Genomic DNA, 24,323 nt, shown 5'->3' on the forward strand with positions numbered 1-24,323 from the left:
TGGAAACTTGGCCTGCCTTCAGTCTTTGAACGCGATCAGTGAGGCAAAATTCAGATACTGGAACCAGGTATGGCTGCGCGGAAAGCCGGCGCGAGCGAGACGCGCATGATGGGCCTCGAGCGTATCGGGGATCAGCACGTTTTCCAGGGCGGTGCGTTTCTGACTGATCTCCAGCTCGCTATAGCCGTTGGCGCGCTTGAAATCGTGGTAGCGCTCCACCAGCCAGGCATTTTCCTCTTCGTCGGCGGCAACGATTTTTTCGGACAGCACCAGGACACCGCCGGGCTCGAGCGCCTCGTAGAGCTTGGCGATCACCGCATCGCGATCTTGCGGCGGCAGGAACTGCAAGGTGAAATTGAGCACGATCATCCCCGACGTGCGATAGTCGACATGACGGATATCCCCCTCGACGACCTCGATGGCGTGGTCGGGGCATTCTTCGGCGAAGGTGGTGCGGGCGCGCTCGACCATGGCAGGCGACAGATCCAAACCGGTCAGGGTGAAGGCCTCGGGAGGCAAGCGGCCAGCCAGGGCCAGGCCCACCGCGCCCAGCGAACAGCCCAGATCGTAGACATGGGCTCCGTGACGCAGGTGGCGCGCGGCGATCACGCCCAGCATGCCCAGTATCTGGCCATAGCCAGGCACCGAGCGGCGAATCATGTCGGGAAAGCAGGCCACGACTCGCTCGTCGAAGGAGAAACTCGCTACGCGGTCCAGGGGTGTGGAAAAGATGGCGTCGCGGTAAGATGCGTCACTCATGAATTCAATAAGTTTCGAGGCATAGATGGCAACATTCTACGCCCCGTGCCGTTTGACTGCACGGGGTACTCGTTCAGGGAGGGAATGACCATGAGCACCAGCGAGAGTGCCACTATCGACCAAGGTCCAACCTGGCGCGCGCTGCAGTCCCATGCCGAGGACATGCGCGATGTGCACCTGCGTGAGCTGTTCGTCGAACAATCCGGCCGCTTTGCTTGCTTCCGCCGTCAGGCGGCTGGCCTGATGCTGGATCTTTCCAAGCAGCGTTGGCGGCCGAAAACGCTCGACCTGTTGCTGAACCTGGCGCGGGAAGCGGAAGTGCCGCGAGCCATCGAAGGCTTGCTCGCCGGGGCGCGGGTCAACCGTAGCGAGGACCGGCCGGCCTTGCACACCGCTCTGCGCTTGCCGGCGGATGCCAGCCTGGTGGTCGAGGGCGAGGATCTGGTGCCGGGCGTGCATCGTACACTCTCGCGCATGGCGACGATGGTCGAGAAGTTTCACGCCGGCCAGTGGCGCGGGGCCACCGGGCATGCTATCCGCGACGTGGTCAATCTCGGTGTCGGGGGCTCGGACCTGGGGCCGCTGATGGTCACCCATGCCCTGGCGGACTACCGTCCGCCTGGGGTGCACGAGATCAATGTGCATTTTGCCTCGACCATGGACGGCTCCCAGCTTGCCGATTATCTGTCGCGGCTCAATCCCGAGACCACGCTGTTCGTGCTGTCGTCGAAGTCCTTCACCACCATCGATACCCTGTCCAATGCGCGTACCGCGCGCGACTGGTTGCTGTCGCGGCTGGAGAATGCCGAGCGCGAGCTGGCGGTCGACGTGGATCGCGATCTGGTGATGCGCCAGCATTTCATCGGCGTTTCCGCGAGTCCCGAGAAGATGAGCGAGTGGGGCATCGCGGAAGCCAATCAGCTCGAGTTCTGGGAGTGGGTCGGTGGTCGCTACTCGCTGTGGGGAGCCATCGGCCTGCCCATCGCCCTGGTGGTCGGCATGGCGGGCTTCCGCGAGTTGCTGGCCGGTGCTCATGCCATGGACCGCCACTTCCGCGAAGCGCCGCTAGAGGATAATCTGCCGGTCCTTCTGGCGTTGGCCGGGATCTGGAACGTCAACTTCCTGGACATCCGTGCCCATTCGATCCTGCCCTACGATGGCCGATTGGAGTATTTCGCCAGTTATCTCGAGCAACTCGAGATGGAATCCAACGGCAAGTCGGTGACCCATGACGGTCAGGTCACATCGTACTCCACCTGCCCGGTACTGTGGGGACAACTCGGTCCCAACGCCCAGCACGCCTTCTACCAGTTGCTGCACCAGGGAACCCAGGCGGTGGAGTGCGACTTCATCGCTCCGCTCCGGCGCTACGATGACATACCCGACGAGGCCACCCGCGCGCATCTGATCGATCAGCACCGCCTGACCCTGGCCAACTGCTTCGCCCAGTCGCGTGTATTGATGCTGGGCGACGACGCCATCGACGAGCCGGGAGAGCGCCCCAGTCATAAGCGCTATCGCGGCAATCAGCCGTCGACGACGTTGCTACTCGATCGTTTGACCCCGCGGACATTGGGCGCTTTGATCGCCTTATACGAGCACAAGGTGTTCGTCCAGGCGACCATCTGGGATATCAACCCCTTCGATCAATGGGGGGTGGAGTTGGGTAAGCAGATCGCTGGGGAAACCGAGCGCATCCTTGCCTCGCATCAGGGGCTCGATGCCATGGACGACTCCAGCCGTGGCCTGATCGAGTCGCTGTGGCGTGCCGAGGACACCAAGGACTCCTGATGCTGGCTATTCATACAGGGGGTGCGTTATGCTGAGCGCTGGTCGGCCCGCCGACCAGGCCGGGGCCAGTGGCGTGCTCTATCTGCACGGTTTCAACAGCGGCAGTCGCTCTCCCAAGGCCCGCCTGGTGGACCTGGCGTGTCATTTGCTGGAGGATGGACCGCTGCCCTGTGCGACGCCCCACTTGCCGCATCGTCCGTCGGCGGCGTACCAACTGGCCGAAGAGCGGCTCGCGATGTTGGGTTCCAGGCCGCTGGTCATCGGCAGTTCCATGGGTGGTTTCCTGGCAACCTGCCTGGCCGAGCGACATGATCTCCAGGCAGTGCTCATCAACCCGGCGGTACGTCCCGCGCGCCTGGTCGAGGGCTGGCTGGGTCAACGTTTCGTGAACGAATACACCGGGGAGCGTTTCGCGGTGGAGGCCGCGCACCGCGACGAGCTCGCCGCCCTGACGCCCGATGGCGTCACGCCCGGACGCTATCTGCTGTTGCTGGGAACGCGCGACGAGACGCTGGACTGCCGCGATGCCTTCGAGGCCTATTGGGGCTGCCGTACCATCCTTCACCCCGGCGGCGATCATGGCTTCAGCACCCTGGCCGATTACTTGCCGGCGATCCTCGCCCATGGCGGGTGGCGATTGGCCCCTGGACGAATAACCGCTATCAATCTGGACGACGCATGACGCAATACAGTGCCAGTTCCATCGAGGTTCTTTCCGGACTCGAGCCGGTGCGCAAGCGCCCCGGCATGTATACCGACACCAGCCGACCCAACCACCTGGCCCAGGAGGTCATAGACAACAGCGTCGACGAGGCGTTGGCCGAGCATGCCAGCGAAATCAGCGTGCGCCTGCTCGACGATGGCGGCATCGAGATCACCGACGACGGTCGCGGCATGCCGATCGACGTGCACCCCGAGCACGGCGTGACCGGTATCGAGCTGATCCTCACCAAGCTGCATGCCGGCGGTAAGTTCTCGCAGTCCAGCTACCGCTTCGCGGGCGGTCTGCACGGTGTCGGCGTGTCGGTGGTCAACGCCTTGTCGAAGCGCCTGGAAGTCGAAGTGTGTCGCGACGGCAATCGCTATGCCATGGCCTTCGAGAACGGCGACAAGGTCGCCGAGCTGTCGGTGATCGGTTCCTGCGCCAAGCGTGCCACGGGGACGGTGGTCCGGTTCTGGCCGGATGTGAGCTATTTCGATAGTCCCCGGCTGTCGATGCCACGGCTCAAGCATCTGTTGCGGGCCAAGGCGGTGCTATGCCCAGGGTTGAAGGTCACATTGGCCGAAGTCGATGGCAACGAGAGCGTATGGCAGTACGAGGACGGCCTGCGCGATTACCTGGCGCAGACCACCGATGGCTTCGAGGTGCTGCCGGCTTCTCCTTTCGTGGGGCATTTCGCTGACGAAGAGCAGGGTGTCGACTGGGCCATCCAGTGGTTGCCGGAAGGCGGCGAGCCGCTGATGGAGAGTTATGTCAACCTGATTCCTACACCGTTGGGCGGAACCCACGTCAATGGTCTGCGTTCCGGTCTGCTCGAGGCACTGCGCGAATTCTGCGACTATCGCAGTCTGCTGCCACGTGGCGTCAAACTGACCGCCGACGATCTCTGGGAACGGGTTGCCTACGTGCTGTCGGTGAAGATGCTCGATCCGCAGTTCGCCGGCCAGACCAAGGAGCGGCTGTCGTCGCGCACCGTGGCCGGTTTCGTCTCCGGGGTGGTCAAGGACGCCTTCTCGCTGTGGCTCAACCATCATGTCGATCAGGCCGAGGCGCTTGCCGAGATGGTGATCAGCGCCGCTCAACGGCGCCAGAAGAGCTCGAAGAAGGTCGCGCGCAAGAAGATCACCTCGGGGCCGGCGCTGCCCGGCAAGCTGGCCGACTGTTCGGGCCAGGACCCGGCGGCCAGCGAACTGTTCCTGGTCGAGGGCGATAGCGCCGGTGGCAGCGCCAAGCAGGCTCGCGATCGCGAGACCCAGGCGATCCTGCCGCTGCGCGGCAAGATCCTCAACACCTGGGAGGTTGACTCCCACGATATCTACGGCTCCCAGGAGGTCCACGACATCGCCGTGGCCATCGGTATCGACCCGGGCAGCGACGATCTCTCCAAGCTTCGCTATCACAAGGTTTGTATCCTTGCCGATGCCGATTCCGACGGCCTGCACATCGCGACCCTGCTGTGCGCGCTGTTCGTGCGCCACTTCCCGGCGCTGGTTGATGCCGGCCATGTATTCGTCGCCATGCCGCCGCTGTACCGCATCGACCTCGGCAAGGAGGTTTTCTACGCCCTTGACGAGAGCGAGAAGGGCGCAATCCTCAAGCGCCTGGAGGGCAAGCGCGGCACACCCAACGTACAACGTTTCAAGGGTTTGGGCGAAATGAGCCCGCTGCAGCTACGCGAGACCACCATGGCTTCCGACACCCGGCGCCTGGTGCAGCTCACCCGCGAGGAAGGCGACGACACCCTCGAAATGATGGACATGCTGCTGGCCAAGAAGCGCGCCCCCGACCGCAAGAGTTGGTTGGAGGATTACGGTAATTTGGCCGATATCGAAGTCTAGCGACATGAATGAATAGGGCACCGCGCCAATGTAGGAGCGGCCGTGGCCGCGATCCGGCCGTCAGGCCGGCTTTGGGTGATACCGTCATCGCGGCCACGGCCGCTCCTACAAGGCAAAGTGCACTCGGCAACCTTTAAGGCCTTGCTGTTATGACCATGGATATCCAAGTGGCGGAGGGCGACGTCGAGCGCCTCTCGCTGCGCGAATACACCGAAAAAGCGTACCTCGACTACTCGATGTACGTGATTCTCGATCGGGCGTTGCCGCATATCGGTGACGGCATGAAGCCGGTACAACGACGCATCGTCTATGCCATGCGCGAGCTGTCATTGACCGCCAACGCCAAGTACAAGAAGTCGGCGCGCACCGTCGGCGACGTGCTGGGCAAGTTCCATCCGCACGGCGATAGTGCTTGCTACGAGGCCATGGTGTTGATGGCGCAGTCGTTCAGCTATCGCTATCCGCTAGTCGACGGTCAGGGCAATTGGGGCAGTCCCGACGACCCCAAGTCGTTTGCGGCGATGCGCTACACCGAGGCGCGGTTGTCGAAGTTCTCCGAAATCCTGCTCGCCGAGCTGGGGCAGGGCACTGTCGACTGGACCCCCAACTTCGACGGTACCATGCAGGAGCCTGTGGTGTTGCCGGCACGGTTGCCGCATGTGCTGCTCAACGGCGGCACTGGTATTGCGGTGGGCATGGCCACCGATATCCCGCCACACAATGTCAACGAAGTGGTCGCAGCCACCTGCCACCTGCTGCGTCACCCCGGGGCGACCACGGCGGAGCTGGTCGAATACCTTCCGGCACCCGATTTCCCCACTGCGGCTGAGATCATCACGCCACGCAACGAACTGCGCAAGGTCTACGAGAGCGGGCGTGGCTCGGTGAAGCTGCGTGCCCGCTATACCCAGGAGAACAGCAACGTGGTGATTACTGCGTTGCCCTACCAGGTCAGCGGGGCCAAGGTGCTGGAGCAGATCGCTGCCCAGATGCAGGCCAAGAAGCTGCCGATGGTCGCCGACCTGCGAGACGAGTCGACCCATGAGGACCCGACTCGACTGGTGATCGAGCCGCGCTCCAATCGGGTGGATATCGAGGCGCTGATGGCGCACCTGTTCGCCACTACCGATCTCGAGAAGAACATCCGCATCAACATGAACGTCATCGGTCTCGACGGCCGACCGCGGGTAATGCCGCTGCCCGACATGCTCGGCGAGTGGCTACGCTTTCGGCGCACCACGGTGCGTCGCCGGCTCGAGCACCGTCTGGGCAAGGTCGAGGATCGCCTGCACATCCTCGAAGGCTTGCTGATCGCCTATCTCGATATCGATGAAGTGATCCGCATCATCCGCGAGGAAGACGAACCCAAGCCTGCGTTGATGAATGCCTTCGGCCTCAGCGACCGCCAGGCCGAGGCGATCCTCGAACTGCGCCTGCGTCACCTGGCCAAGCTCGAGGAGATGAAGATCCGCGGCGAGCAGGATGACTTGCAAGCCGAGCGCGAGCGCCTCAACGAACTGCTGGGCAATGACGCCGCACTGACTGACCTGATCGAGGAGGAGTTGCGCGAGGCCGCACGCGAACATGGCGACGAGCGCCGTTCGCCGCTGGTCGAACGCGAGGAGGCCCGGGCGCTTTCCGAGGTCGAGCTGCTGGGCGCCGATCCGATTACCGTAGTGCTCTCCGAGAAAGGCTGGATTCGCAGTGCCAAGGGCCACGAGATCGATCCCGCTGGGCTCTCCTTCAAGTCAGGCGATCGTTTCCACCTGGCGGCGCGAGGCAAGACCAACCAGCCATTGGTGTTGCTCGACGAGGGTGGGCGCGCCTACACCCTGACCGCGCATAACCTGCCCAGCGCCCGTAGCCAGGGCGAGCCGGTATCCGGGCGCGTCAATACCGCCGCCGGGATGCACATGATGGGCCTGATGCTGGCGCCCCCCGAGACTCGTTACCTGCTGGCTTCCGATGGCGGATACGGCTTCGTTGCGGTACTGGCCGACCTGATCGGCAAGAACAAGTCGGGCAAGTCGGTACTGTCGTTGCCCAAGGGCTGCAACGTGCTGCCGCCGCAGCGTATCCCCTCTGGCGAAGGCAACAGCGTGGCGGCGGTCTCCAACGAGGGGCGCCTATTGGTCTTCGATCTTGCACAATTGCCGGAGATGGCCAAGGGCAAGGGCAACAAGATGATCGATATTCCCGGGGCGCGAGCGGCACGACGCGAGGAGTTCGTGCGTGACCTGGTGATCCTGCCAGAGGGGGCATCGCTGGTAGTGCACGCCGGCAAGCGCAAGCTGACCCTCAAGCTCGCCGACCTGGAGTACTATCGTGGTGAGCGGGGGCGGCGCGGCAGCAAGTTGCCGCGTGGATTCCAGAAAGTCGATAAGCTAGAGGTAGACTCTTGAGCTTCGGGCTTCGGGCTTCGGGCTTCGGGCTTCGGGCTTCGGGCTTCGGGCTTCGCCGGGCGGTTCGCGGCTCGTTGCCCGCCGCTCGTGGCTACTCATGAAATGAGGTTGCAATGACAAGACGAGTGTTGATTCGTGCCACGGGTACCGCGCGTCCCGGGCAACTGGCTGGCTTGGGACGAGCATTGGCCAGAACCGGGGCGCGGCTTCTCGACATCAACCAGAGCGTGACCTTTGGAATCCTGTCGCTGGAGGCGCTGGTGGGACTCGATCATGATGTCGACCTGGAAGCTGCATTGAGCGAGGCGGGTGACGCCTTGGGGCTCGATGTGCAGGCCATCCAGGTCAGTGCCGAGGACTATCAGCGCTGGAGCGTCGAGGCCAGCCAGCCGCGGCTGATCCTGACGCTGTTGGCGCCGCATCTGCCGGCCGGGATCCTTGCCGAGGTCGGTGCGCTTACCGCCGAGCATGGCCTGACGGTGGAGCTGATTCACCGCCTGTCCGGTCGCGAGCCTCTCGATGGTGGCGTGCCGCCTCACGGCGCCTGCGTCGAATGTTGGCTGCGTGGCGAGGAAGTGGATCTGGAGGCGCTTCGCGAGAAGGCTCTGGCGTTGGGAGCCATGCATGGCGTGGATATCGCCATCCAGGAGGACTCGATCTGGCGGCGGCACCGGCGCCTGGTGTGTTTCGATATGGATTCGACCTTGATCCAGGCCGAGGTCATCGACGAGTTGGCGCGTCGCCATGGGGTCTATGACGAAGTCGCCGCGGTTACCGAGCGGGCCATGCGTGGCGAGTTGGATTTCCAACAGAGCTTCCGTGAGCGCATGGGCAAGCTCAAGGGGCTCGACGAGGCAGTGTTGGCTGAAATCGCTGAGTCGCTGCCGCTAATGGATGGTGTCGAACGCTTGATGACTCATCTCAAGCGCCTGGGCTATCGTACCGCCATCCTGTCCGGCGGTTTTACCTACTTCGCTCGTTATCTGCAGCAGAAATTGGGATTCGACGAGATTCATGCCAATGAACTGGTGATCGAGAACGGCAAGGTCACCGGCGAGGTACGCGAGCCGATCGTGGATGCCGAGCGCAAGGCGGCATTGTTGCGCGAGATCGCCGAACGCGAGGGGTTGCGGCCGGAACAGACGATCGCCGTGGGTGATGGTGCCAACGACCTGAAGATGCTGGCCAGTGCCGGGTTGGGTATTGCCTTCCGTGCCAAGCCGCTGGTCAGGCAGCAGGCACAACACTCGATTTCCACCCTGGGGTTGGATGCGGTGCTGTACTTGATCGGTTATCGCCAATCGGATCTCGATGACGTGACGACACCGTGATTGAGGTCAACGAGTTGCCCATGGCTTGGTGTCGACTTTCAGGGTAGTGTCGGAGCATCACCGACAACGATACCGAGTATGCCAATGACCTATACACCGGAATTGCTCGAAGAACTCAAGATTCTCTGCCTGTTCAACCTGGCGACCACCCAGGAAGGCATCAAGGTTCATTCCGAAGCCAAGCCGGAAGCGATCGCCGCTACCCGGCGGTTGCACGAAAAGGGCCTGATCACTCTGGTCGATGGTGGTTACCTGACCTCGCTTGGGTATGATGCGGCACGGTACGCGCAGGATCTGTTAACGATATTGGAAACTTCTGACATTACGTCTTGATCCGCTCGCATGGGGTGTTAACGCCCCATGCGAGCGGATAGGGGATGATAAAAATAGAAAAATTATTAAATTGGGGGCAGGGTACTATGGCGCAGGAAAGCGAAACCCATAGCCGGATAGAGCATCCGGGAGAACTGCAGACATTGCTCGAGGCGCTGACCCAGCCGGGGGGCGCCTCCTTGTTATTCGATTCCCAGGACAGTGAGCCGATACCCGCGCTGGTGATGGACGTCAAACAGGGCGAGCCGCTGCGAGTGGACATTACCGCTGTCGCTGAAATCGCTGAAGCGATCGAGCGCGGAGCACCGTTGTACCTGATCGGCCAGGCAGGCGGCGCCATGCTGCGCACTCCACCGCTTGAGTTCATGGCTTGGGTGGGTGGAAAAGGGCATACGCAGTTCTTGTGTGCCTTTCCCGACCATGTCGAGCTCATGCATCGGCGCCGCGTCTTTCGTGCCGAACTGAAATCCGGCATGGAGGTGCGTGTGAGCCTGCTGACCGGCCATGCCGAAGTTCCGGTCAAGGGCATGCTCAGGAACCTGTCGCTGGGGGGCTGCCTGCTCGAGCTGCCTCTGGCTGCGGCCATGACACTGCAGCCAGACCAGCCCGTCCAATCGCTGGAATTGCAATTTCCCAATGGTCAGCGGCTCAGAGTGCCTGCGACGCTGCGCCATGTGCAGGGTGACAGTGAACGGCAACTGGTCAGGGTTGGCTGCGAATTCAGTGCCGTCGATCCCCAGGTCGAACGACATCTGTGGTTCTATGTGCGCGAAATCGAGCGCGAAAGCGCACGCTACGGCGTGGAGGGTGAACGGCCATTATCGCCTTCGCCGCTGTTCGAACCCCGTGACACGGGGCCGAGTGTCAGCAGTCGTCCGCATGGCGCTGACTACGCGACGCCGATGGCGCGTCGCCTGGCCCGGGTGAGCGCCTATCTCGATAGTCAGCTCCTGGAGCTCCAGGAAGGTGGCAAGGTCGTATCCCGCGACCTGTCTCGATACAGCGACCAAGTACTGGGACTGCTCGAGGAAGATCGCGAGGCAGCGTTGTTCGCTACCGTGTGCATGGTCGACGATCATCCCCTTGTGCAACATGGCTTGTCGGTCGCACTGCGCCTGGCCGATTTGGCCGCCCATCAAGGGTTGTCGCGTGACGTGCGCAAGGCCATCGTCGCCAGCGCCCTGGTGCATGATTTGGGAAAGGTGCTATTGCCGTCCGAGTTGCGTCGCGCTCTGCACCTTACCGCGGAGCAGCGCGCGCGTTTCGCCGAGCACGTGGCTCTGCTCGAGGAGCGACTGAGCGATTGTCGATGGCTTTCGGAGGACGTACGTACCTCGGTGGTGAGGTCGGTGAACGAGCGTCTCGATGGTAGCGGTTATCCGCGAGCGCTCAAGGGCGATCAGCTCGATTCGCTGGCACGACTGGCGGCGGTGGTCGATGTCGTCGACGCCATGGGGCGACCGCGTCCCGACCGTCAGGCGTGGACCGTCAGCCATATCTATCGCCATCTGCTAAGTCATGGCGAACAATTCGATCTGTCGCTGGTGCAGCGTTACGTACGTCACTTCGGGGTGGTGCCGATCGGCTCCCTGGCGCGTTACGCCAATGGCCAATTGGCTTGGATCCAGCGCCTGAACCGCCAGGGCGAACCTCGGCAGGTTCAGTTGACGGCCTCCGCTTCTCCACCGGGTAATAGCCTGGGAGGCGTGCTGTCCGATGACGAACTGGCTCGGCTCGGCAAGCTCGAAGCCTTGGTCGTACCCATGGTTCGCGAAGGGGCGACTGCGGTGTGATGACATGGCTTGCGTCGTGGCCTGGATAGCGGATAATGCCGCGCCAGGCCGGTCTTGTGTCACTGAGTAGCCTCCCATGAGTACATCCTTCACCACTTGGCAGGGCCGCTTCGAGCGGCTGCGTGCCAACAAGCTGTTCGAAACCTGCGTCATCGCCATCATCATCCTCTCGGCATTGCTGATAGGCGCCAAGACTTACGAGGAAACCAGCCGCTTCGAACAGGTGCTGCTGGTTTTCGACATGGCGGTCACCGCCTTCTTCCTGGTCGAGATCCTGATCCGCATGGCCGCCGAGCGGCGTCTGCGCGATTTCTTCAAGAAGGGTTGGAACGTCTTCGACTTTCTGATCGTTGCGGCCAGCCTGGTGCCGTTGGACGACTCGGAGATGGTGTTGCTGGCGCGGCTGTTGCGCATCTTCCGCGTGCTGCGCCTCGTATCGATGATTCCCGAACTGCGTGTGCTTATGGTGGCGCTGTTCAAGTCGATCCCACGGATGGGCTACGTGGCACTCTTGATGTTCATCATCTTCTATATCTACGGCGCTATCGGCAGCTTCCTGTTCCATGGCGTCGACGAGAAATTGTGGGGCAACATCGCGCTGGCGATGTTGACGCTGTTTCAGGTGGCGACCTTCGAAAGCTGGGCGACCGCGGTGCTCTACCCGACCATGGAGCACTACCCATACGCGTGGATCTACTTCTTGACGTTCATTTTTCTGAACGCCTTCATCTTTCTCAACATGATGATAGGGATCGTGCTCGACGTGATGCAGAAGGAGAGCGTACAGATCGAGCTGGAAAGCGGCCAGGGCGAGGCTGCTGAACTTCATGGCCTGCGCGCTGACGTCAGCGCGTTGCGCGAACAGCTTTCGCGCATGGAGGCGATGCTCGAGCGTAGGGAGGGGTAGGCGATCTTGCGGCTCCAGATTGGCGAAGAGGGGCAGCCGCCATGCTGGGCGCTGGAAATCGACGAGGAGCGGGCACCCGAAGGCTTGGTCATACTATGGAAACGGGGCGAGACGGGCCGTTCGCAGTGATGTTTTCCTTCATTGGCTTGACAGAAGGGCGCCAGCCTGATTTTCTAAGGGCATGAACATGACATTTCATCACCTGAGCCTAGACCTACGACTACTAGCTGGCCTCTGAATCGAGCCAGGCGGTGTGTTGCGCATCGCATTTTCCAGTCAAGGTAAGCTGAGGTGTAAAATGTCAAAGACCATGTCGATCCATCCGGGTTATCCCGCCAGCGTCAACCGCTGCCGTCCTACTTCTGTCGACGCCCCGACATGCCTCGTGCTGTCGGGGCGTCGTCGTATTCAACCCCCGTCTCGCGTCCAGTCCAAGGAGTCCACGTCATGATGCTCAGCGACCCGTCCATCAAGTACCGCCCTTTCGTTGCCGTCGATCTGCCTGACCGGAGGTGGCCCGATGTGCGTATCACCCAGCCGCCGCTGTGGTGCAGCGTGGACATGCGCGATGGCAACCAGGCTCTGATCGATCCCATGGACATGGAGCGCAAGCGGCGCTTCTTCGAGATGCTCGTCGAAATCGGTTTCAAGCAGATCGAAGTGGGCTTCCCCTCGGCTTCGCAGATCGATTTCGACTACGTGCGTGAGCTGATCGATAACGACCTGGTGCCTGATGACGTGACCATCCAGGTGCTGACCCAGGCGCGTCCGCACCTGATCGAACGTACCTTCGAGGCGCTCAAGGGGGCCAAGCGGGCCATTGTTCATGTCTACAATGCCACCGACCCACTGTTCCGCCGGGTAGTGTTCAATGTCGACAAGCCCGAGTGCATCAAGATCGCCTGCGATGCCACGGCGATGATCAAGCGGTTGATGGCCGACAACCCGGAAACGGACTGGACTTTCCAGTATTCTCCGGAGCTGTTCACTTCCACCGAGATGGACTTCGCGGTGGAGATCGTCGAGGCGGTGATGGATACCTACGGCCCCACCGCGGACAAGCCGATGATCGTCAACCTGCCGGCCACGGTGGAGGTGGCGACTCCCAATAACTATGCCGACCAGATCGAGTGGTTCTGTCGTCACGTCAAGAATCGCGACAGTCTGATCGTCAGCGTGCATCCGCATAACGATCGTGGCACCGGGGTGGCGGCGGCAGAGCTCGCCGTGATGGCCGGTGCCGACCGGGTCGAGGGCACGCTGTTCGGCAATGGCGAACGAACCGGCAACGTGGATATCGTGACACTGGCCATGAACCTCTATACCCAAGGCGTGCATCCGGGGCTCGATTTTTCCAACATCACGCCGATCATGCGCGAGGTGGAGTATTGCAACCAGTTGCCGGTGCATCCTCGCCATCCCTATGTCGGTGACCTGGTATTCACTGCCTTCTCGGGTTCCCACCAGGATGCGATCAAGAAGGGCATGGCGGAGCGTCGCCAGAACCCGGATAGCATATGGGAAGTGCCTTATCTGCCCATCGATCCCTTGGACGTAGGACGCAGCTACGAGGCAGTGATCCGCGTCAACAGCCAGTCCGGCAAAGGGGGCGTGTCCTATCTGCTGGAGAGCGAGCACGGCATCGAGCTGCCGCGGCGGTTGTCGATCGAGTTCAGTCAAGTGGTGCAGGAGGTTGCCGAGCGCACCGGCAAGGAGATCACATCGCAAATGATCTTCCAGGCGTTCGCCGATGAGTATCTCGATGCAACGTCGCCCTATGCGCTGATCAACCATCGTCTGTCATCCGAGCCCGACAGCCCGCGCATTCATCTCGAGGCGGTCATCGAGGACGCAGGTCAACGCAAGACCATCGCCGGTGAGGGTAACGGTCCGCTGGCGTCCTTCATCAAGGCACTTGCGGCTAATGGTATCGAGGCGGAGATCATCGACTATCACGAGCATGCCCGTGGTCAAGGATCCGATGCCGAGGCTATTGCTTACGTTGAGGTGCGGGTCGGTGGCAAGGCGATATTTGGGGTCGGCCTCGACCAGAGCATCACCAGCGCCTCGATGAAGGCGGTGATGAGCGCCTTGAACCGTTACCACGCGGCCAATCAGCCGGCGGCGCCCAATGTGACGGCCGAAACACTTGCCGCTGCCAAGTAAATCGTGAATACCTCAGGGTGAGCCGCTTGCGCCACGCAAGGACGAAACCCTGACGCTGTACGAGCCGGGCGACGCGTCGGATAGAAACGAGGTCCATCTCGCCTATCCTCGATCGACATCCCTGTCGATCGTCGCTGCCCGGCTCGTTTGCGTCAGCGTCCTTACTAGAAGCTTGGCGCGACATCACCCTTTCTTCCTTCTTCCTTCTTCCTTCTTCCTTCTTCCTTCTAAACTTTCTGCCCGTAGCCCGTAGCCCGTAGCCCGTAGCCCGTAGCCCGTAGCCCGTAGCCCGTAGCCCGTAGCCCGTAGCTTACAGCGGTGTCTTGCTAGCTTCGCCTGGGATCTCGCGCACCAGAGTGGGCATCAGGAACCCCGGCAGTCGTGTGCGCAGGCTCTTGACCAGGTCACGCGCCTCGGCGTCGGGGACGTCGAAGTGTGCGGCACCGGCCACCGGGTCGAGCACATGCAGGTAATAGGGCAGCACGCCGGCCTCGAATAGCCGCTCCGACAGCTCGGTCAGCGTCTCGACGCTGTCGTTCACGCCGCGCAGCAATACACTCTGGTTGAGCAACGTGACGCCGATCTCGCGAAGGCGCTGACACGCCGCCACCACGGTGTCGTCGATCTCGCTGGCATGATTGACATGCAGCACCACGACTCGCTGGAGCCGTGTGGCGGAGAGCCAGTCGAGCAGCTCGGTGTCGATGCGGTCGGGAATCACTACCGGTAGGCGTGTGTGGATGCGCAGCCGCTTGAGATGCGGTATCGCCTCCAGTCTTTCGGCAAGCCAGGCAAGCTGGCGGTCGCTGGTCGCCAGCGGGTCGCCGCCGGAGAGAATGATCTCGCCGATCGAAGTATCGTCGCGAATATAGGCCAGGGTGTCGTCCCACTGAGCTCGCGACGGGCTGTTCTCATGGTAGGGGAAGTGGCGGCGGAAACAGTAACGGCAGTTGATCGCGCAGGTAGGGCTGGCGATCAGCAATACGCGACCGTGGTATTTGTGGATCAAGCCACGGCGCGGTGTGTGCCCGGTTTCGTCCAGGGGGTCCTGGACAAAACCCTGCATGGTATCGCTTTCCGCCAACAGAGGCAGCACCTGACGCAGCAGCGGGTCCTCGGGGTCGCCGCGGCGGATACGGCTCAGATAAGCTTCGGGCACGCGGACTTCGAAGAGTTCATGACCCGTTCTGGCGCCAGGTAGCCAGGCCGGGTCGAGTTCAAGGCGACGACAGAGTTCGTACGGGTCGCGGATCGCGCTGGCCAGTTGCGCCTGCCAGCGTCCCTGGGGCGTGCTCGACACCGGAATCCGCTCGGCGTCGTCGCGCCGACGCGAGTCTGTCTGCACATTGGCAAGGCTTCGGGTTATCATGCGTGGCACCAATCCAATGAAACGAAGGTCTCGGGCCTTCGTCGATGTTTTCACGTGCGCGGTATCATATCGACCGACCGCGCCCGGATATCAGTGAGGAATCATGGCGAGCTATTCTACCAATGAATTCAAGGGCGGTCTGAAGGTCATGCTCGACGGCGACCCCTGTGCCATCGTGGAGAACGAATTCGTCAAGCCCGGCAAGGGTCAGGCCTTCAATCGTGTCAAGCTGCGCAACCTGCTGACCGGCCGGGTCTGGGAGCGGACCTTCAAGTCGGGTGAGTCGCTGGAAGCCGCCGATGTCCTCGACCTGGAGATGGAGTATCTCTACAACGATGGCGAGATGTGGCACTTCATGAAGACCGACGGCTCCTTCGAGCAGTATGCCGTGGACAAGAAGGCGCTGGGCGACACCGAAAAGTGGCTGAAGGAGCAGGTGCCCTATACCGTTACCTTGTGGAACGATAACGCCATCAGTGTCACGCCGCCCAACTTCATCGAACTCGAGGTGGTCGAGACCGATCCAGGGGTGAAGGGCGATACCGCCCAAGGCGGCTCCAAGCCGGCAACCCTGTCGTCGGGCGCGGTAGTGCGGGTACCGTTGTTCATCAACGAGGGTGAGGTGCTCAAGATTGACACGCGCAGCGGCGAATACGTCTCCCGCGCCTGATTGTATTGAGCTACGAGCTACGAGCTACGAGCTACGAGCGGCGCAGGGGACAGGGCGTAGCGGGGGTCTTCTTCCAGGGAAGGAAGAAGTAGCGCCCAGGGAGGGGGTCACAGCGCCTCCGCGTAGGCCTGTCGCCGGGCACACCGTATTCCTGCCAGGTCTCATGAAGGCCACGCCCAGGCGTGGCCTTCGTCGTTGGGGAGGAAGAATTCATGGCTATCGATTGGCGACCCACGGCGGAGATCGAGACGCTTCGCGAGCGGGCGCGTCTGCTCGCGGAGGTGCGGCGCTTTTTCGCCGAGCGTGGGGTGCTGGAGGTGGAGACGCCGGTGCTGGGGCATGGCGGCAGTACCGATATCCATCTCGATTCGCTGTCGCTGACCGCCACTACGCCAGAAGGGCGCGAGCGGCTGTGGTTGCAGACCTCGCCGGAATTCCACATGAAGCGCCTGCTGGCAGCCGGCAGCGGGCCGATCTTTCAGCTAGCTCGAAGTTTCCGCGATGGTGAAGTGGGGCGCCGGCACAATCTCGAGTTCACCATGCTCGAGTGGTACCGGCCGGAATTCGAACTCCCGGATCTGATCGACGAGACCGAAGCGTTGATTCGTCTGCTGTTGCCATCTCTGGGGGCGCGGAGGCTACGTCGTTATAGAGAGCTGTTCCGCGAGCATCTGGCGATCGATCCCTTTACCGAGCCGCTGCCGGAGCTACGCCGCCTGGCCAGCGAGCAAGGCGGTCTGGATATGCGGGAGGCCTTGCGCGACGACTGCCTGGATCTATTGATGAGCCTGGCGATCGAACCAGCACTGGGCGAAACCGGGCTCGACGTAGTGGTCGACTATCCCGCCACGCAGGCGGCGCTGGCGCGCAGGCGCCGCGATGACGAGGATGGGGTCTGGGTGGCGTCGCGTTTCGAGGTCTATGTGCAAGGGCTGGAACTTGCCAATGGTTACGACGAACTGATCGACGGCGATGAGCAGGCGGCACGTTTCGTCCAGGACAATGCCCAGCGACGTTGGTTAGGCAAACCCGAGGTGGATGTCGATAGGCGCCTGCTGGCCGCACTCGCGGCCGGGATGCCCAGTGGCTGTGGCGTGGCCCTAGGTATCGATCGCCTGATTCAACTGGCGCTGGGTAAAACGAGCGTGGCAGAGGTGATGGCCTTCTCTACCCCGCGCTGCTAGTTGCGCCGCCAACGCGTTGCATGGCGGGAAGTTCGCCGAGGCATTGTCCCATGCTGACCATGGAGTCCATGGTGATGTCCTCGAACTCGACCTCGCGGCCGAAGCACAAGACCACGGTGGAACCGAGCTTGAAGCGGCCCATTTCGGCGCCCTTTTCCAAGGTGATGGGAGCGTCGAAGCGGATGCGCTGTACCTGGCCCGACAGTGGGGTGATCTGGCCGGCCCACACGGTCTCGATGGCGGCGACGATCATCGCGCCTACCAGCACCATGGCCATGGGACCATGCTCGGTATCGAAAATGCACACCAGGCGCTCGTTGCGGGCGAACAGTCCCGGCACATGGTTGGCGGTGGCCTGGTTGACCGAGAAGATGCGTCCCGGCACGTAGACCATTTCCTTGAGCGTGCCGGTCAGCGGCATATGCACCCGATGATAGTCGCGTGGCGAGAGGTAAATGGTGGCGAAGCTGCCCTGGCGGAAGGGGGCGGCCCGGTACATGTCACCACCCAGTAGGCTAGTGATCGAGTAGGCCTGGCCTTTGGCCTGGATGAGGGTGCCGTGATAGGTGCGACCGTATTGCGAAAGGGTGCCGTCGGCGGGGGATACCAGTCCTTCACCGATGGGGCGAGCATTCGCCTTCAGCTTGCGGGTGAAGAAGTCGTTGAAGCAGGCATAGGCCTTGGGATCCGGTTCCAGCGCCTGGTCCATATCGACCTTGAAGTGCCGGATGAAAGCCTGGATGAACAGGTGCTTCAACCAGGGGATACGGCACTCGGCGAGCTGCCCCACCAGTCGTGAGATCAGGTGGTGGGGCAGAGGATACTGGATCAAGGCAAAGAGCTTGTCGCGAGTCACAACAACCATCCATTCAAGCAGGAGCCCCGCACGATAGCGGCAAAGCCCGTGTCAGGCAATCCTGGTTACGAGCTACGAGCTACGAGCTACGAGCTACGAGCTACGAGCTACGAGCTACGAGCTACGAGCTACGAGCTACGAGCTACGAGCTACGAGCTACGAGCGGCGCGCAGCCTGTTGAGTATCAATACTGCCCTTGTCTGGTCACTTCCAACATACAAGCGCAATTCATTGCGCGATTGGCGCCGGCAGGCGCCCAGATAGCCCAGCAAAGCTCGTAGCGCCACATATCAGCGTTCGATCGGCGTATCGTCGCGGTTGCCCCACTCCTTCCACGAGCCAGGATAGGCACGCATCTTCTCGAACCCCAGCGCCTTGCCGACCAGCCAGGTGAAACCACTGCGATGGTGGCTCTGGCAGTGAGTGACCACTTCCATATCCGGCGTGAGCCCCAGGGCCTCGAGTTCGGTGATCAGCTCGGCATAATCGCGAATGCGTAACGCCCGGGTACGATCCATGGCGCTGGTCCACTCCATATTCACCGCACCGGGGATATGCCCCAGGTGCTTGTTCTGGCCCTTCAGGCCTTCGTATTCCTCTCTCGAACGGGCATCCCAGATGGCAAAGCCTTTTTCTCCCAGGCGTTCCTGGAGCTCCTCACGGTCGATGCGGGTTTCGGGGCGGAGGAACTCGGCCTCGTAGTCGCTGGGGTGGGACGGATGATCGGTGGTGGAGATCTCCAGCCCTGCCTCGCGCCAGGCATGGATACCGCCATTGAGGTAGGAGTAACGCTGGTGACCGATCAGTTCCAGGGTCCATAGCAGCCGTCCGGCCCAGCCTCCGCCTTCGTCGTCGTAGGCTACGACGTGAGTATCGCGGGTCAGACCCAATGACGAGAACAGCGCTGACAAGGCGGCTTCATCGGGTACGTCGCAGGGTACCTCGCCGGTTCCGCTCAACAGGCGCCGATGGTCGAGATAGATGGCACCCGGTACATGACCGTTGGCATAGCTTTCGGCCTTGAGGGGTACGTCGATGATCAATAGCTGCGGCTCGTCGAGATGCCGGGCCAGTTGTTCGGGCTCGACGATCAGGGGCAGCAGGTTGTCTTCAGAGCTCATGACACACTCCTTGCGGCGAATCGGATTACTGTGATGATGGCATAGCGGACGGTGGAGCGGCGAGCGGGCGACTCAACGTAACTCGTGGTCCAGGCTGTCGAGAATTCGGCGGTAGCTGGCGAAGCGTTCCGGGTGGATCTCGCCGCGTTCCACGGCGGCCGTCAGGGCGCAGCCAGGGTCGGCACGATGCCGACAATCGCGGAACCGGCAGTGGCCGAGGAACTGGCGAAACTCGATGAAGCCTTCGGTGACCTGCCGTGCGTCCAGATGAGTGAGTCCGAATTCGCGAATCCCCGGCGAGTCGATCAGTTCTCCTCCGGCGGGAAGGCGGTAGAGCCTTGCGGTAGTCGTCGTGTGGGTCCCCTTGCGCGAGTCGCTGGAAAGGTCGCCGATGCGCAGAGCCTCGTCGGGGAGCAGACGATCGATCAGTGAGGACTTGCCAACCCCGCTCTGGCCGACGAACACCGAGGTGCAGCCGGTGAGGCGCCGATGTAGGGCATCGAGCCCGTCGATACGCTGGGTGGAGGTGGTGATCACTGGATAACCCAGCGCTTCATAGCGTCGCAGCAGTTCGCGCAGTTCTCCGCCTTCAGCGGGCAGCAGGTCGCTCTTGTTCAGCACCAGCACGGGCGGGATGCCGGTGGCTTCAGCGGCGACCAGGTAGCGGTCGATCAGGTTGGCGTATGCCGCCGGCTCAACGGCAAAGACGATCAAGATCTGGTCGATATTGGCAGCCACTGGCTTGAGCTGACCGCGCGCGTCGGGACGCTCCAGTACATTGTCCCGCTCGCTACGAGCCACCACCACACCGCTGCCATCCCCCCCTTCGCGCCAGACCACGCGATCGCCGGTGACTAGGGAATCGAGGTTGGCGCGCAGGTGGCAGCGATATGTCCGATCACTGGTGGAAGAACTTACCTCGAGGGTTCGGCCGAAGTGAGCGATCACTCGTCCCGGTTGTTCGGGCCCATATTCCCCGGCTTCGAGCTTATCCTGGTCCTGTGTATCACGACGGGCGGCCCGCTCGGCCCGCTCGGCCTGAATTTTTTCTATGCGCCAGCGCTGTTGGCGGGAAAGCTTACGTTTGCTCATGCGGCCCCAAGGGTCTGTACAATAGGAGCATTGTAACCAGCCTGGGCAAGGCTGTCGCGACATCGGCGTAGCCGGCCAGCCATGCCCCCGCTTTCCTCTTTCAAGGAGTCTTGCTCATGTCGGATGCTAGTGCCGCCCCCCCCCGCCAGGATCTGCTGGTATGGATCGACCTGGAGATGACCGGCTTGGATCCCGCTCGCGAACGCATCATCGAGGTGGCCACGCTGATCACCGACAACGACCTGAACCTAATCGCCGAGGGCCCGGTGATCGCCGTTCATCAGCCCGATAGTCTGCTCGAGGCCATGGACGACTGGAACCGCAAGACGCATGGCGAGTCGGGACTCGTCGAGCGTGTCAAGCAGAGTCGTGTCGATACCGCGGCGGCCGAGCGTCAGACTCTCGAGTTCCTCAAGGCTTATGTCGTGCCGGGCACATCGCCGATGTGCGGCAACAGCGTGCATCAGGATCGCCGCTTTCTCGAACGCGAGATGCCCGAGTTACTGGCATTCTTCCATTACCGCAACCTCGATGTCTCGACCCTCAAGGAATTGGCCAAGCGCTGGAATCCTACGGCGTTGAAGGGATTCGAGAAACGCAACGTGCACTTGGCGCTGGACGATATCCGTGAGTCGCTGGCCGAACTGGCGCACTATCGCCGGACCTTCCTGCGCCTGGAGACCAAAGACGCCGGTAAGGCCGACGAGGAAAAATAGGTTGAAGAGGGAAGAGGGCGCGCAGCGCCGTTCTCAGGTCCTGGCGATCAGCCGTTCCCGCTTCTCCCGCTGCCTGTCCAGCGCCCAGCGCACATGCTCACGGACCAGATCGGAAGGGTAGGCCAGGCGTGCCCGCAAGGCGGCTTCGATGGACTCGCTCCAGGGGGCATTGCCGAGCCCTACCGCCAGGTTGCGCAGCCAGCGTTCGTAGCCGATACGCCGAATGGCGCTACCCTCGGTCTTGGCCAGGAACTCTTCCTCACTCCAGGCGAACAGCGTCACCAGATCGGCGCGATCGAGGTCGTGTCGGGGGGCGAAGTCGTCTTCCCGGCTTATTCGCGTGAAACGTGTGAAAGGACACACCAACTGGCAGTCATCGCAACCATAGACACGGTTGCCGATCGCCTCGCGGAACTCTTCGGGAATGGAGCCGTACAGTTCGATGGTCAGATAGGAAATGCAGCGCCGCGAGTCGACCACCTTGTCATCGACGATGGCGCCCGTCGGGCAGGCCGTGCGGCATGCCGAGCAACTGCCGCAGTGTTCGGCGTCGAAGGGCTCGTCCACCGGTAGCGGCAGGTCGGTGTAGAGCTCACCGAGGAAGAACAGCGAGCCGGCCCGAGGGTTGAGCAGCATCGAGTTCTTGCCGAACCAGCCGAGCCCGGCCTTCTGGGCCAGGGCGCGCTCCATTACCGGCGCTGAATCGACGAAGGCTCGGTAGCCGAACGGGCCGACTTCGTCTTCGATGCGTTGAGCGAGACGGGCCAGGCGCTTGCGGATCAGTTTGTGGTAGTCGCGCCCCACAGCATAGCGCGATACATAGGCCTTGTGGGGTTGCCCCAGCACCTTGGTGGTTTCCACCTCGGGCGGCAGGTAGTCCATGCGTACACTGATCACGCGCAGGGTTCCAGGGATCAGTTCGGCAGGACGTGTGCGCTTGTGACCATGCTTGGCCATGAACTCCATTTCGCCATGATGGCCGGCCGCCAGCCAGCGCTCGAGATAGCGCTCGTGGGTCTCGAGGTCGGTATCGGTGATGCCGACTTGCTGGAATCCCAGCTCGCGCCCCCAGCTCTTGATGGAATCGGCGAGCGCGTCCAGATCGGTGGCATCGAGTGCGCTAGTAAATGATGACATGCAGGGAAACGCGCGAAAAGAACCGTGAAAATTCAGCGCAAGGCGCTTGGCGGCTGGCAAGAACACCCTACACTAGAAGGCATGCCGACGTCATATGCGAAGAAGCCGATGCTAACGCCTGAAGGACGCCCTTTGTACCTGGCCGAACAGGTACGCGAACTCGACCGTCGCACCATCGCCTCGGGTATCAATGGCTTTGAGCTGATGCAGCGGGCTGCCATGGCCGCCTATGACGCTCTGCGGGCACGCTGGCCCCGGACGCGGCGCCTGAGCGTGGTTTGCGGTGGCGGCAACAATGCCGGTGATGGCTATGTGATCGCGGCGCTTGCGGTATGCGATGGCATCGATGCGCAGCTCGTCGCGGTGCGTGATCCGACGACCCTGACGGGCGATGCCGCCCGTGCGCGGGAAATGGCGGAGAAAGCAGGCTTGCGTGTGCAGGCCTGGGCGCCCGACGTCGAATTCGACGGTGATGTGGTGGTCGATGCCTTGCTGGGCACCGGCCTGAATGGCGAAGTGCGCGAGCCTTTCCGAGGGGCCATCGAGGCCATCAATGCGAGCCGCAAGCCAGTGCTTGCCGTAGATATTCCCTCGGGACTTTCGGCGGACAGCGGTGCGGTACTGGGGTGTGCTGTCGATGCCACGCTGACAGTGACATTCATCGGCGACAAGCTGGGCTTGCATACGGGGGCGGCGGTGGCGCATGTGGGTGAACATCGTCTAGAAGCGTTGGGTGTCGATGTCGCGGTTCACGACGACCTGGTGCCAGCGGCACGCTTGCTCGACATTCGCTTGGTCGGTGCCTGGCTGCCACCGCGCCGGCGCGATAGCCACAAGGGCCATTACGGGCACGTATTGGTGCTCGGCGGGGCGCCAGGATTCGGCGGTGCGGCCCTTCTGGCCAGCGAGTGCGCGGCGCGCCTGGGCGCCGGCCTGATCAGCCTGGCCACGGCACCGGAGCATGTCACCGCCAGTTTGGTGCGTTGTCCTGAGGTGATGGTGCGCGGGGTGCGTTCGGCCACCGAGATCAGTGAGTTGCTGAAAGCGGTCGACGTGCTGGTGGTTGGGCCCGGTCTCGCCCAAGGATCCTGGGGACAGGCCATGCTGCAGGCGGCGCTCGGTGCTGGCAAGCCGTTGGTGCTGGATGCCGATGCCCTCAACCTTCTGGCAAAGCACTGGCCCCAGCTCCATCGCGATGACTGGATCTTGACGCCGCACCCGGGGGAAGCAGCGCGCCTGCTGGGCACGACGACGGCCCAGATACAGGCTGACCGCTCTTGGGCGGTAAGGGAACTGCAACGTCGCCGCGGAGGTTGCGTCATTCTCAAGGGAGCCGGCTCCTTGATCGCTGGACCCGCGGGCGTCGGTGTCTGTCCCTACGGTAATCCCGGCATGGCCAGTGGTGGCATGGGCGATGCCCTTTCCGGCATGCTGGGAGCGCTGGTGGCACAGCGTCTGCCATGCGAAGTGGCGGCCCGGCTTGGTGCGGTACTCCACGCCAGTGCCGCCGATGCGGCCGCGCAAGCCGCTGGCGAGCGTGGTCTGCTGGCCAGCGATCTGGCATGCTATGCGCGACGTTTGGCTAACCCGCGGAACCAGGATGCAGGCGAGACTCGATAACGAACAGGCCCAGGTCGCTTTCGGCGAAGCGCTGGGGAAGGCACTACAAGGGCGTGGCCGGGTCCATCTCGAAGGCGAGCTGGGAGCCGGCAAGACGACGTTGACCCGTGGGGTGCTGCGGGCTTACGGCTATCACGGTGCCGTCAAGAGTCCGACGTATACGCTGGTTGAGCCTTATCGACTGGGCACGGTGCAGGTCCATCATTTCGATCTCTACCGCCTGTCGGACCCGGAAGAGCTGGAGTTCATGGGTGCACGCGATCTGCTCGATGCCGACTGCCTGTGTCTCATCGAATGGCCGGAGCGTGGTCACGGGTGGTTGGGAACGCCCGACCTGCATGTACATCTGGCGGTCAGCGGCGTGGGACGTCTGGCAGAAGTACAGGCGGCCAGCGATTACGGCACACGAGTACTGACACGCTTGGCAACAGACTGGCAGCCGGGGGACTGAGCTGCCGACAAGGAAGACCCGACAAGAATGAGCTGTACGATCGAAACTGCGATACGCGCATGGGCT

The 24,323-nt window shown here is 62.3% G+C and carries 20 protein-coding genes; 14 read left to right on the top strand and 6 right to left on the bottom strand.

What is annotated here, in order from left to right:
• Positions 1-18: 18 nt before the first annotated feature.
• Positions 19-759: a carboxy-S-adenosyl-L-methionine synthase CmoA gene (gene cmoA / locus IE093_RS11585; RefSeq protein ID WP_189469334.1), complete on the bottom strand. Its 741-nt coding sequence runs from the start codon at positions 757-759 to the stop codon at positions 19-21.
• Between the two features lie 90 nt (positions 760-849).
• On the opposite strand from cmoA, the gene pgi reads away from it, so the two are divergent.
• The 9 genes from pgi (at position 850) to leuA (ending at position 14,041) form a co-directional block, all read left to right on the top strand.
• Positions 850-2,550, top strand: a complete 1,701-nt coding sequence (pgi, locus tag IE093_RS11590) for a glucose-6-phosphate isomerase (RefSeq protein ID WP_189469336.1) — start codon at positions 850-852, stop codon at positions 2,548-2,550.
• A gap of 28 nt (positions 2,551-2,578) precedes the next feature.
• Entirely contained in the window at positions 2,579-3,232 is a 654-nt protein-coding gene (locus tag IE093_RS11595; protein WP_189469338.1) for a YqiA/YcfP family alpha/beta fold hydrolase, read from the top strand.
• Entirely contained in the window at positions 3,229-5,109 is a 1,881-nt protein-coding gene (gene parE / locus IE093_RS11600; RefSeq protein WP_189469341.1) for a DNA topoisomerase IV subunit B, read from the top strand. Before IE093_RS11595 ends, parE begins: the two co-directional genes overlap by 4 nt.
• A 149-nt stretch (positions 5,110-5,258) precedes the next feature.
• Positions 5,259-7,511 (top strand): DNA topoisomerase IV subunit A, encoded by a 2,253-nt coding sequence (gene parC, locus IE093_RS11605; protein ID WP_189469343.1) that lies wholly within the window; start codon positions 5,259-5,261, stop codon positions 7,509-7,511.
• A gap of 113 nt (positions 7,512-7,624) precedes the next feature.
• Complete coding sequence (serB, locus tag IE093_RS11610; RefSeq protein ID WP_189469345.1) at positions 7,625-8,842, top strand: phosphoserine phosphatase SerB; 1,218 nt, start codon at positions 7,625-7,627, stop codon at positions 8,840-8,842.
• A gap of 78 nt (positions 8,843-8,920) precedes the next feature.
• A complete protein-coding gene (locus tag IE093_RS11615; protein ID WP_340163147.1) occupies positions 8,921-9,175 on the top strand; it encodes a TIGR02647 family protein in 255 nt (84 codons plus the stop codon).
• A gap of 86 nt (positions 9,176-9,261) precedes the next feature.
• Complete coding sequence (locus IE093_RS11620) at positions 9,262-10,968, top strand: HD domain-containing phosphohydrolase (RefSeq protein WP_189469347.1); 1,707 nt, start codon at positions 9,262-9,264, stop codon at positions 10,966-10,968.
• Between the two features lie 76 nt (positions 10,969-11,044).
• Positions 11,045-11,875: an ion transporter gene (locus tag IE093_RS11625; RefSeq protein ID WP_189469349.1), complete on the top strand. Its 831-nt coding sequence runs from the start codon at positions 11,045-11,047 to the stop codon at positions 11,873-11,875.
• A gap of 447 nt (positions 11,876-12,322) precedes the next feature.
• The gene (gene leuA / locus IE093_RS11630) at positions 12,323-14,041 is read left to right on the top strand and encodes a 2-isopropylmalate synthase (protein ID WP_189469352.1); all 1,719 of its coding nucleotides are present in this window, start codon (positions 12,323-12,325) and stop codon (positions 14,039-14,041) included.
• A gap of 310 nt (positions 14,042-14,351) precedes the next feature.
• Here the strand turns inward: leuA and epmB are convergent, their stop codons facing one another.
• The gene (gene epmB, locus IE093_RS11635; RefSeq protein WP_189469354.1) at positions 14,352-15,410 is read right to left on the bottom strand and encodes an EF-P beta-lysylation protein EpmB; all 1,059 of its coding nucleotides are present in this window, start codon (positions 15,408-15,410) and stop codon (positions 14,352-14,354) included.
• A gap of 103 nt (positions 15,411-15,513) precedes the next feature.
• Between epmB and efp the strand changes: the two genes are divergently transcribed.
• Both efp and epmA read left to right on the top strand, forming a co-directional pair.
• Positions 15,514-16,080, top strand: a complete 567-nt coding sequence (gene efp / locus IE093_RS11640; protein ID WP_189469355.1) for an elongation factor P — start codon at positions 15,514-15,516, stop codon at positions 16,078-16,080.
• Positions 16,081-16,292: 212 nt separating this feature from the next.
• Entirely contained in the window at positions 16,293-17,264 is a 972-nt protein-coding gene (epmA, locus tag IE093_RS11645; RefSeq protein ID WP_189469357.1) for an EF-P lysine aminoacylase EpmA, read from the top strand.
• Here epmA and asd read toward each other — a convergent pair.
• The 3 genes from asd to rsgA all read right to left on the bottom strand — a co-directional run bounded on the left by asd (position 17,248) and on the right by rsgA (position 20,333).
• Complete coding sequence (gene asd, locus IE093_RS11650; RefSeq protein ID WP_229803502.1) at positions 17,248-18,120, bottom strand: archaetidylserine decarboxylase; 873 nt, start codon at positions 18,118-18,120, stop codon at positions 17,248-17,250. The two genes, epmA and asd, sit on opposite strands and share 17 nt — an antisense overlap.
• Before the next feature lie 290 nt (positions 18,121-18,410).
• Positions 18,411-19,241, bottom strand: coding sequence for a sulfurtransferase (locus IE093_RS11655; RefSeq protein WP_189469361.1), 831 nt, complete (start codon positions 19,239-19,241; stop codon positions 18,411-18,413).
• Between the two features lie 72 nt (positions 19,242-19,313).
• A complete protein-coding gene (gene rsgA / locus IE093_RS11660; protein WP_189469363.1) occupies positions 19,314-20,333 on the bottom strand; it encodes a small ribosomal subunit biogenesis GTPase RsgA in 1,020 nt (339 codons plus the stop codon).
• Between the two features lie 116 nt (positions 20,334-20,449).
• Here rsgA and orn point away from each other — a divergent pair, with 116 nt between their 5' ends.
• A complete protein-coding gene (gene orn, locus IE093_RS11665) occupies positions 20,450-21,049 on the top strand; it encodes an oligoribonuclease (RefSeq protein ID WP_189469365.1) in 600 nt (199 codons plus the stop codon).
• 33 nt (positions 21,050-21,082) lie between these two features.
• Here orn and queG read toward each other — a convergent pair whose 3' ends face one another.
• Positions 21,083-22,186, bottom strand: a complete 1,104-nt coding sequence (gene queG, locus IE093_RS11670; RefSeq protein WP_189469367.1) for a tRNA epoxyqueuosine(34) reductase QueG — start codon at positions 22,184-22,186, stop codon at positions 21,083-21,085.
• 108 nt (positions 22,187-22,294) lie between these two features.
• On the opposite strand from queG, the gene IE093_RS11675 reads away from it, so the two are divergent.
• Positions 22,295-23,806: an NAD(P)H-hydrate dehydratase gene (locus tag IE093_RS11675; protein ID WP_229803504.1), complete on the top strand. Its 1,512-nt coding sequence runs from the start codon at positions 22,295-22,297 to the stop codon at positions 23,804-23,806.
• Entirely contained in the window at positions 23,787-24,257 is a 471-nt protein-coding gene (tsaE, locus tag IE093_RS11680; protein ID WP_189469369.1) for a tRNA (adenosine(37)-N6)-threonylcarbamoyltransferase complex ATPase subunit type 1 TsaE, read from the top strand. The genes IE093_RS11675 and tsaE overlap by 20 nt, the downstream gene beginning before the upstream one ends.
• The last annotated feature ends 66 nt before the right edge of the window (positions 24,258-24,323 follow it).

Origin of the sequence: Litchfieldella qijiaojingensis (genome assembly GCF_014651875.1) — a bacterium.
In the GTDB taxonomy this organism is placed as follows: domain Bacteria; phylum Pseudomonadota; class Gammaproteobacteria; order Pseudomonadales; family Halomonadaceae; genus Litchfieldella; species Litchfieldella qijiaojingensis.

Bases quoted from the DNA above. Each gene is read 5' to 3' on its own strand.
- leuA (WP_189469352.1), top strand. From the start codon at position 12,323: ATGATGCTCAGCGACCCGTCCATCAAGTACCGCCCTTTCGTTGCCGTC.
- IE093_RS11595 (WP_189469338.1), top strand. From the start codon at position 2,579: ATGCTGAGCGCTGGTCGGCCCGCCGACCAGGCCGGGGCCAGTGGCGTG.
- parC (WP_189469343.1), top strand. From the start codon at position 5,259: ATGACCATGGATATCCAAGTGGCGGAGGGCGACGTCGAGCGCCTCTCG.
- IE093_RS11675 (WP_229803504.1), top strand. From the start codon at position 22,295: ATGCTAACGCCTGAAGGACGCCCTTTGTACCTGGCCGAACAGGTACGC.
- parE (WP_189469341.1), top strand. From the start codon at position 3,229: ATGACGCAATACAGTGCCAGTTCCATCGAGGTTCTTTCCGGACTCGAG.
- IE093_RS11620 (WP_189469347.1), top strand. From the start codon at position 9,262: ATGGCGCAGGAAAGCGAAACCCATAGCCGGATAGAGCATCCGGGAGAA.
- efp (WP_189469355.1), top strand. From the start codon at position 15,514: ATGGCGAGCTATTCTACCAATGAATTCAAGGGCGGTCTGAAGGTCATG.
- epmB (WP_189469354.1), bottom strand. From the start codon at position 15,410: ATGATAACCCGAAGCCTTGCCAATGTGCAGACAGACTCGCGTCGGCGC.
- serB (WP_189469345.1), top strand. From the start codon at position 7,625: ATGACAAGACGAGTGTTGATTCGTGCCACGGGTACCGCGCGTCCCGGG.
- tsaE (WP_189469369.1), top strand. From the start codon at position 23,787: ATGCAGGCGAGACTCGATAACGAACAGGCCCAGGTCGCTTTCGGCGAA.
- cmoA (WP_189469334.1), bottom strand. From the start codon at position 759: ATGAGTGACGCATCTTACCGCGACGCCATCTTTTCCACACCCCTGGAC.
- IE093_RS11625 (WP_189469349.1), top strand. From the start codon at position 11,045: ATGAGTACATCCTTCACCACTTGGCAGGGCCGCTTCGAGCGGCTGCGT.
- queG (WP_189469367.1), bottom strand. From the start codon at position 22,186: ATGTCATCATTTACTAGCGCACTCGATGCCACCGATCTGGACGCGCTC.
- rsgA (WP_189469363.1), bottom strand. From the start codon at position 20,333: ATGAGCAAACGTAAGCTTTCCCGCCAACAGCGCTGGCGCATAGAAAAA.
- IE093_RS11655 (WP_189469361.1), bottom strand. From the start codon at position 19,241: ATGAGCTCTGAAGACAACCTGCTGCCCCTGATCGTCGAGCCCGAACAA.
- IE093_RS11615 (WP_340163147.1), top strand. From the start codon at position 8,921: ATGCCAATGACCTATACACCGGAATTGCTCGAAGAACTCAAGATTCTC.
- epmA (WP_189469357.1), top strand. From the start codon at position 16,293: ATGGCTATCGATTGGCGACCCACGGCGGAGATCGAGACGCTTCGCGAG.
- orn (WP_189469365.1), top strand. From the start codon at position 20,450: ATGTCGGATGCTAGTGCCGCCCCCCCCCGCCAGGATCTGCTGGTATGG.
- pgi (WP_189469336.1), top strand. From the start codon at position 850: ATGAGCACCAGCGAGAGTGCCACTATCGACCAAGGTCCAACCTGGCGC.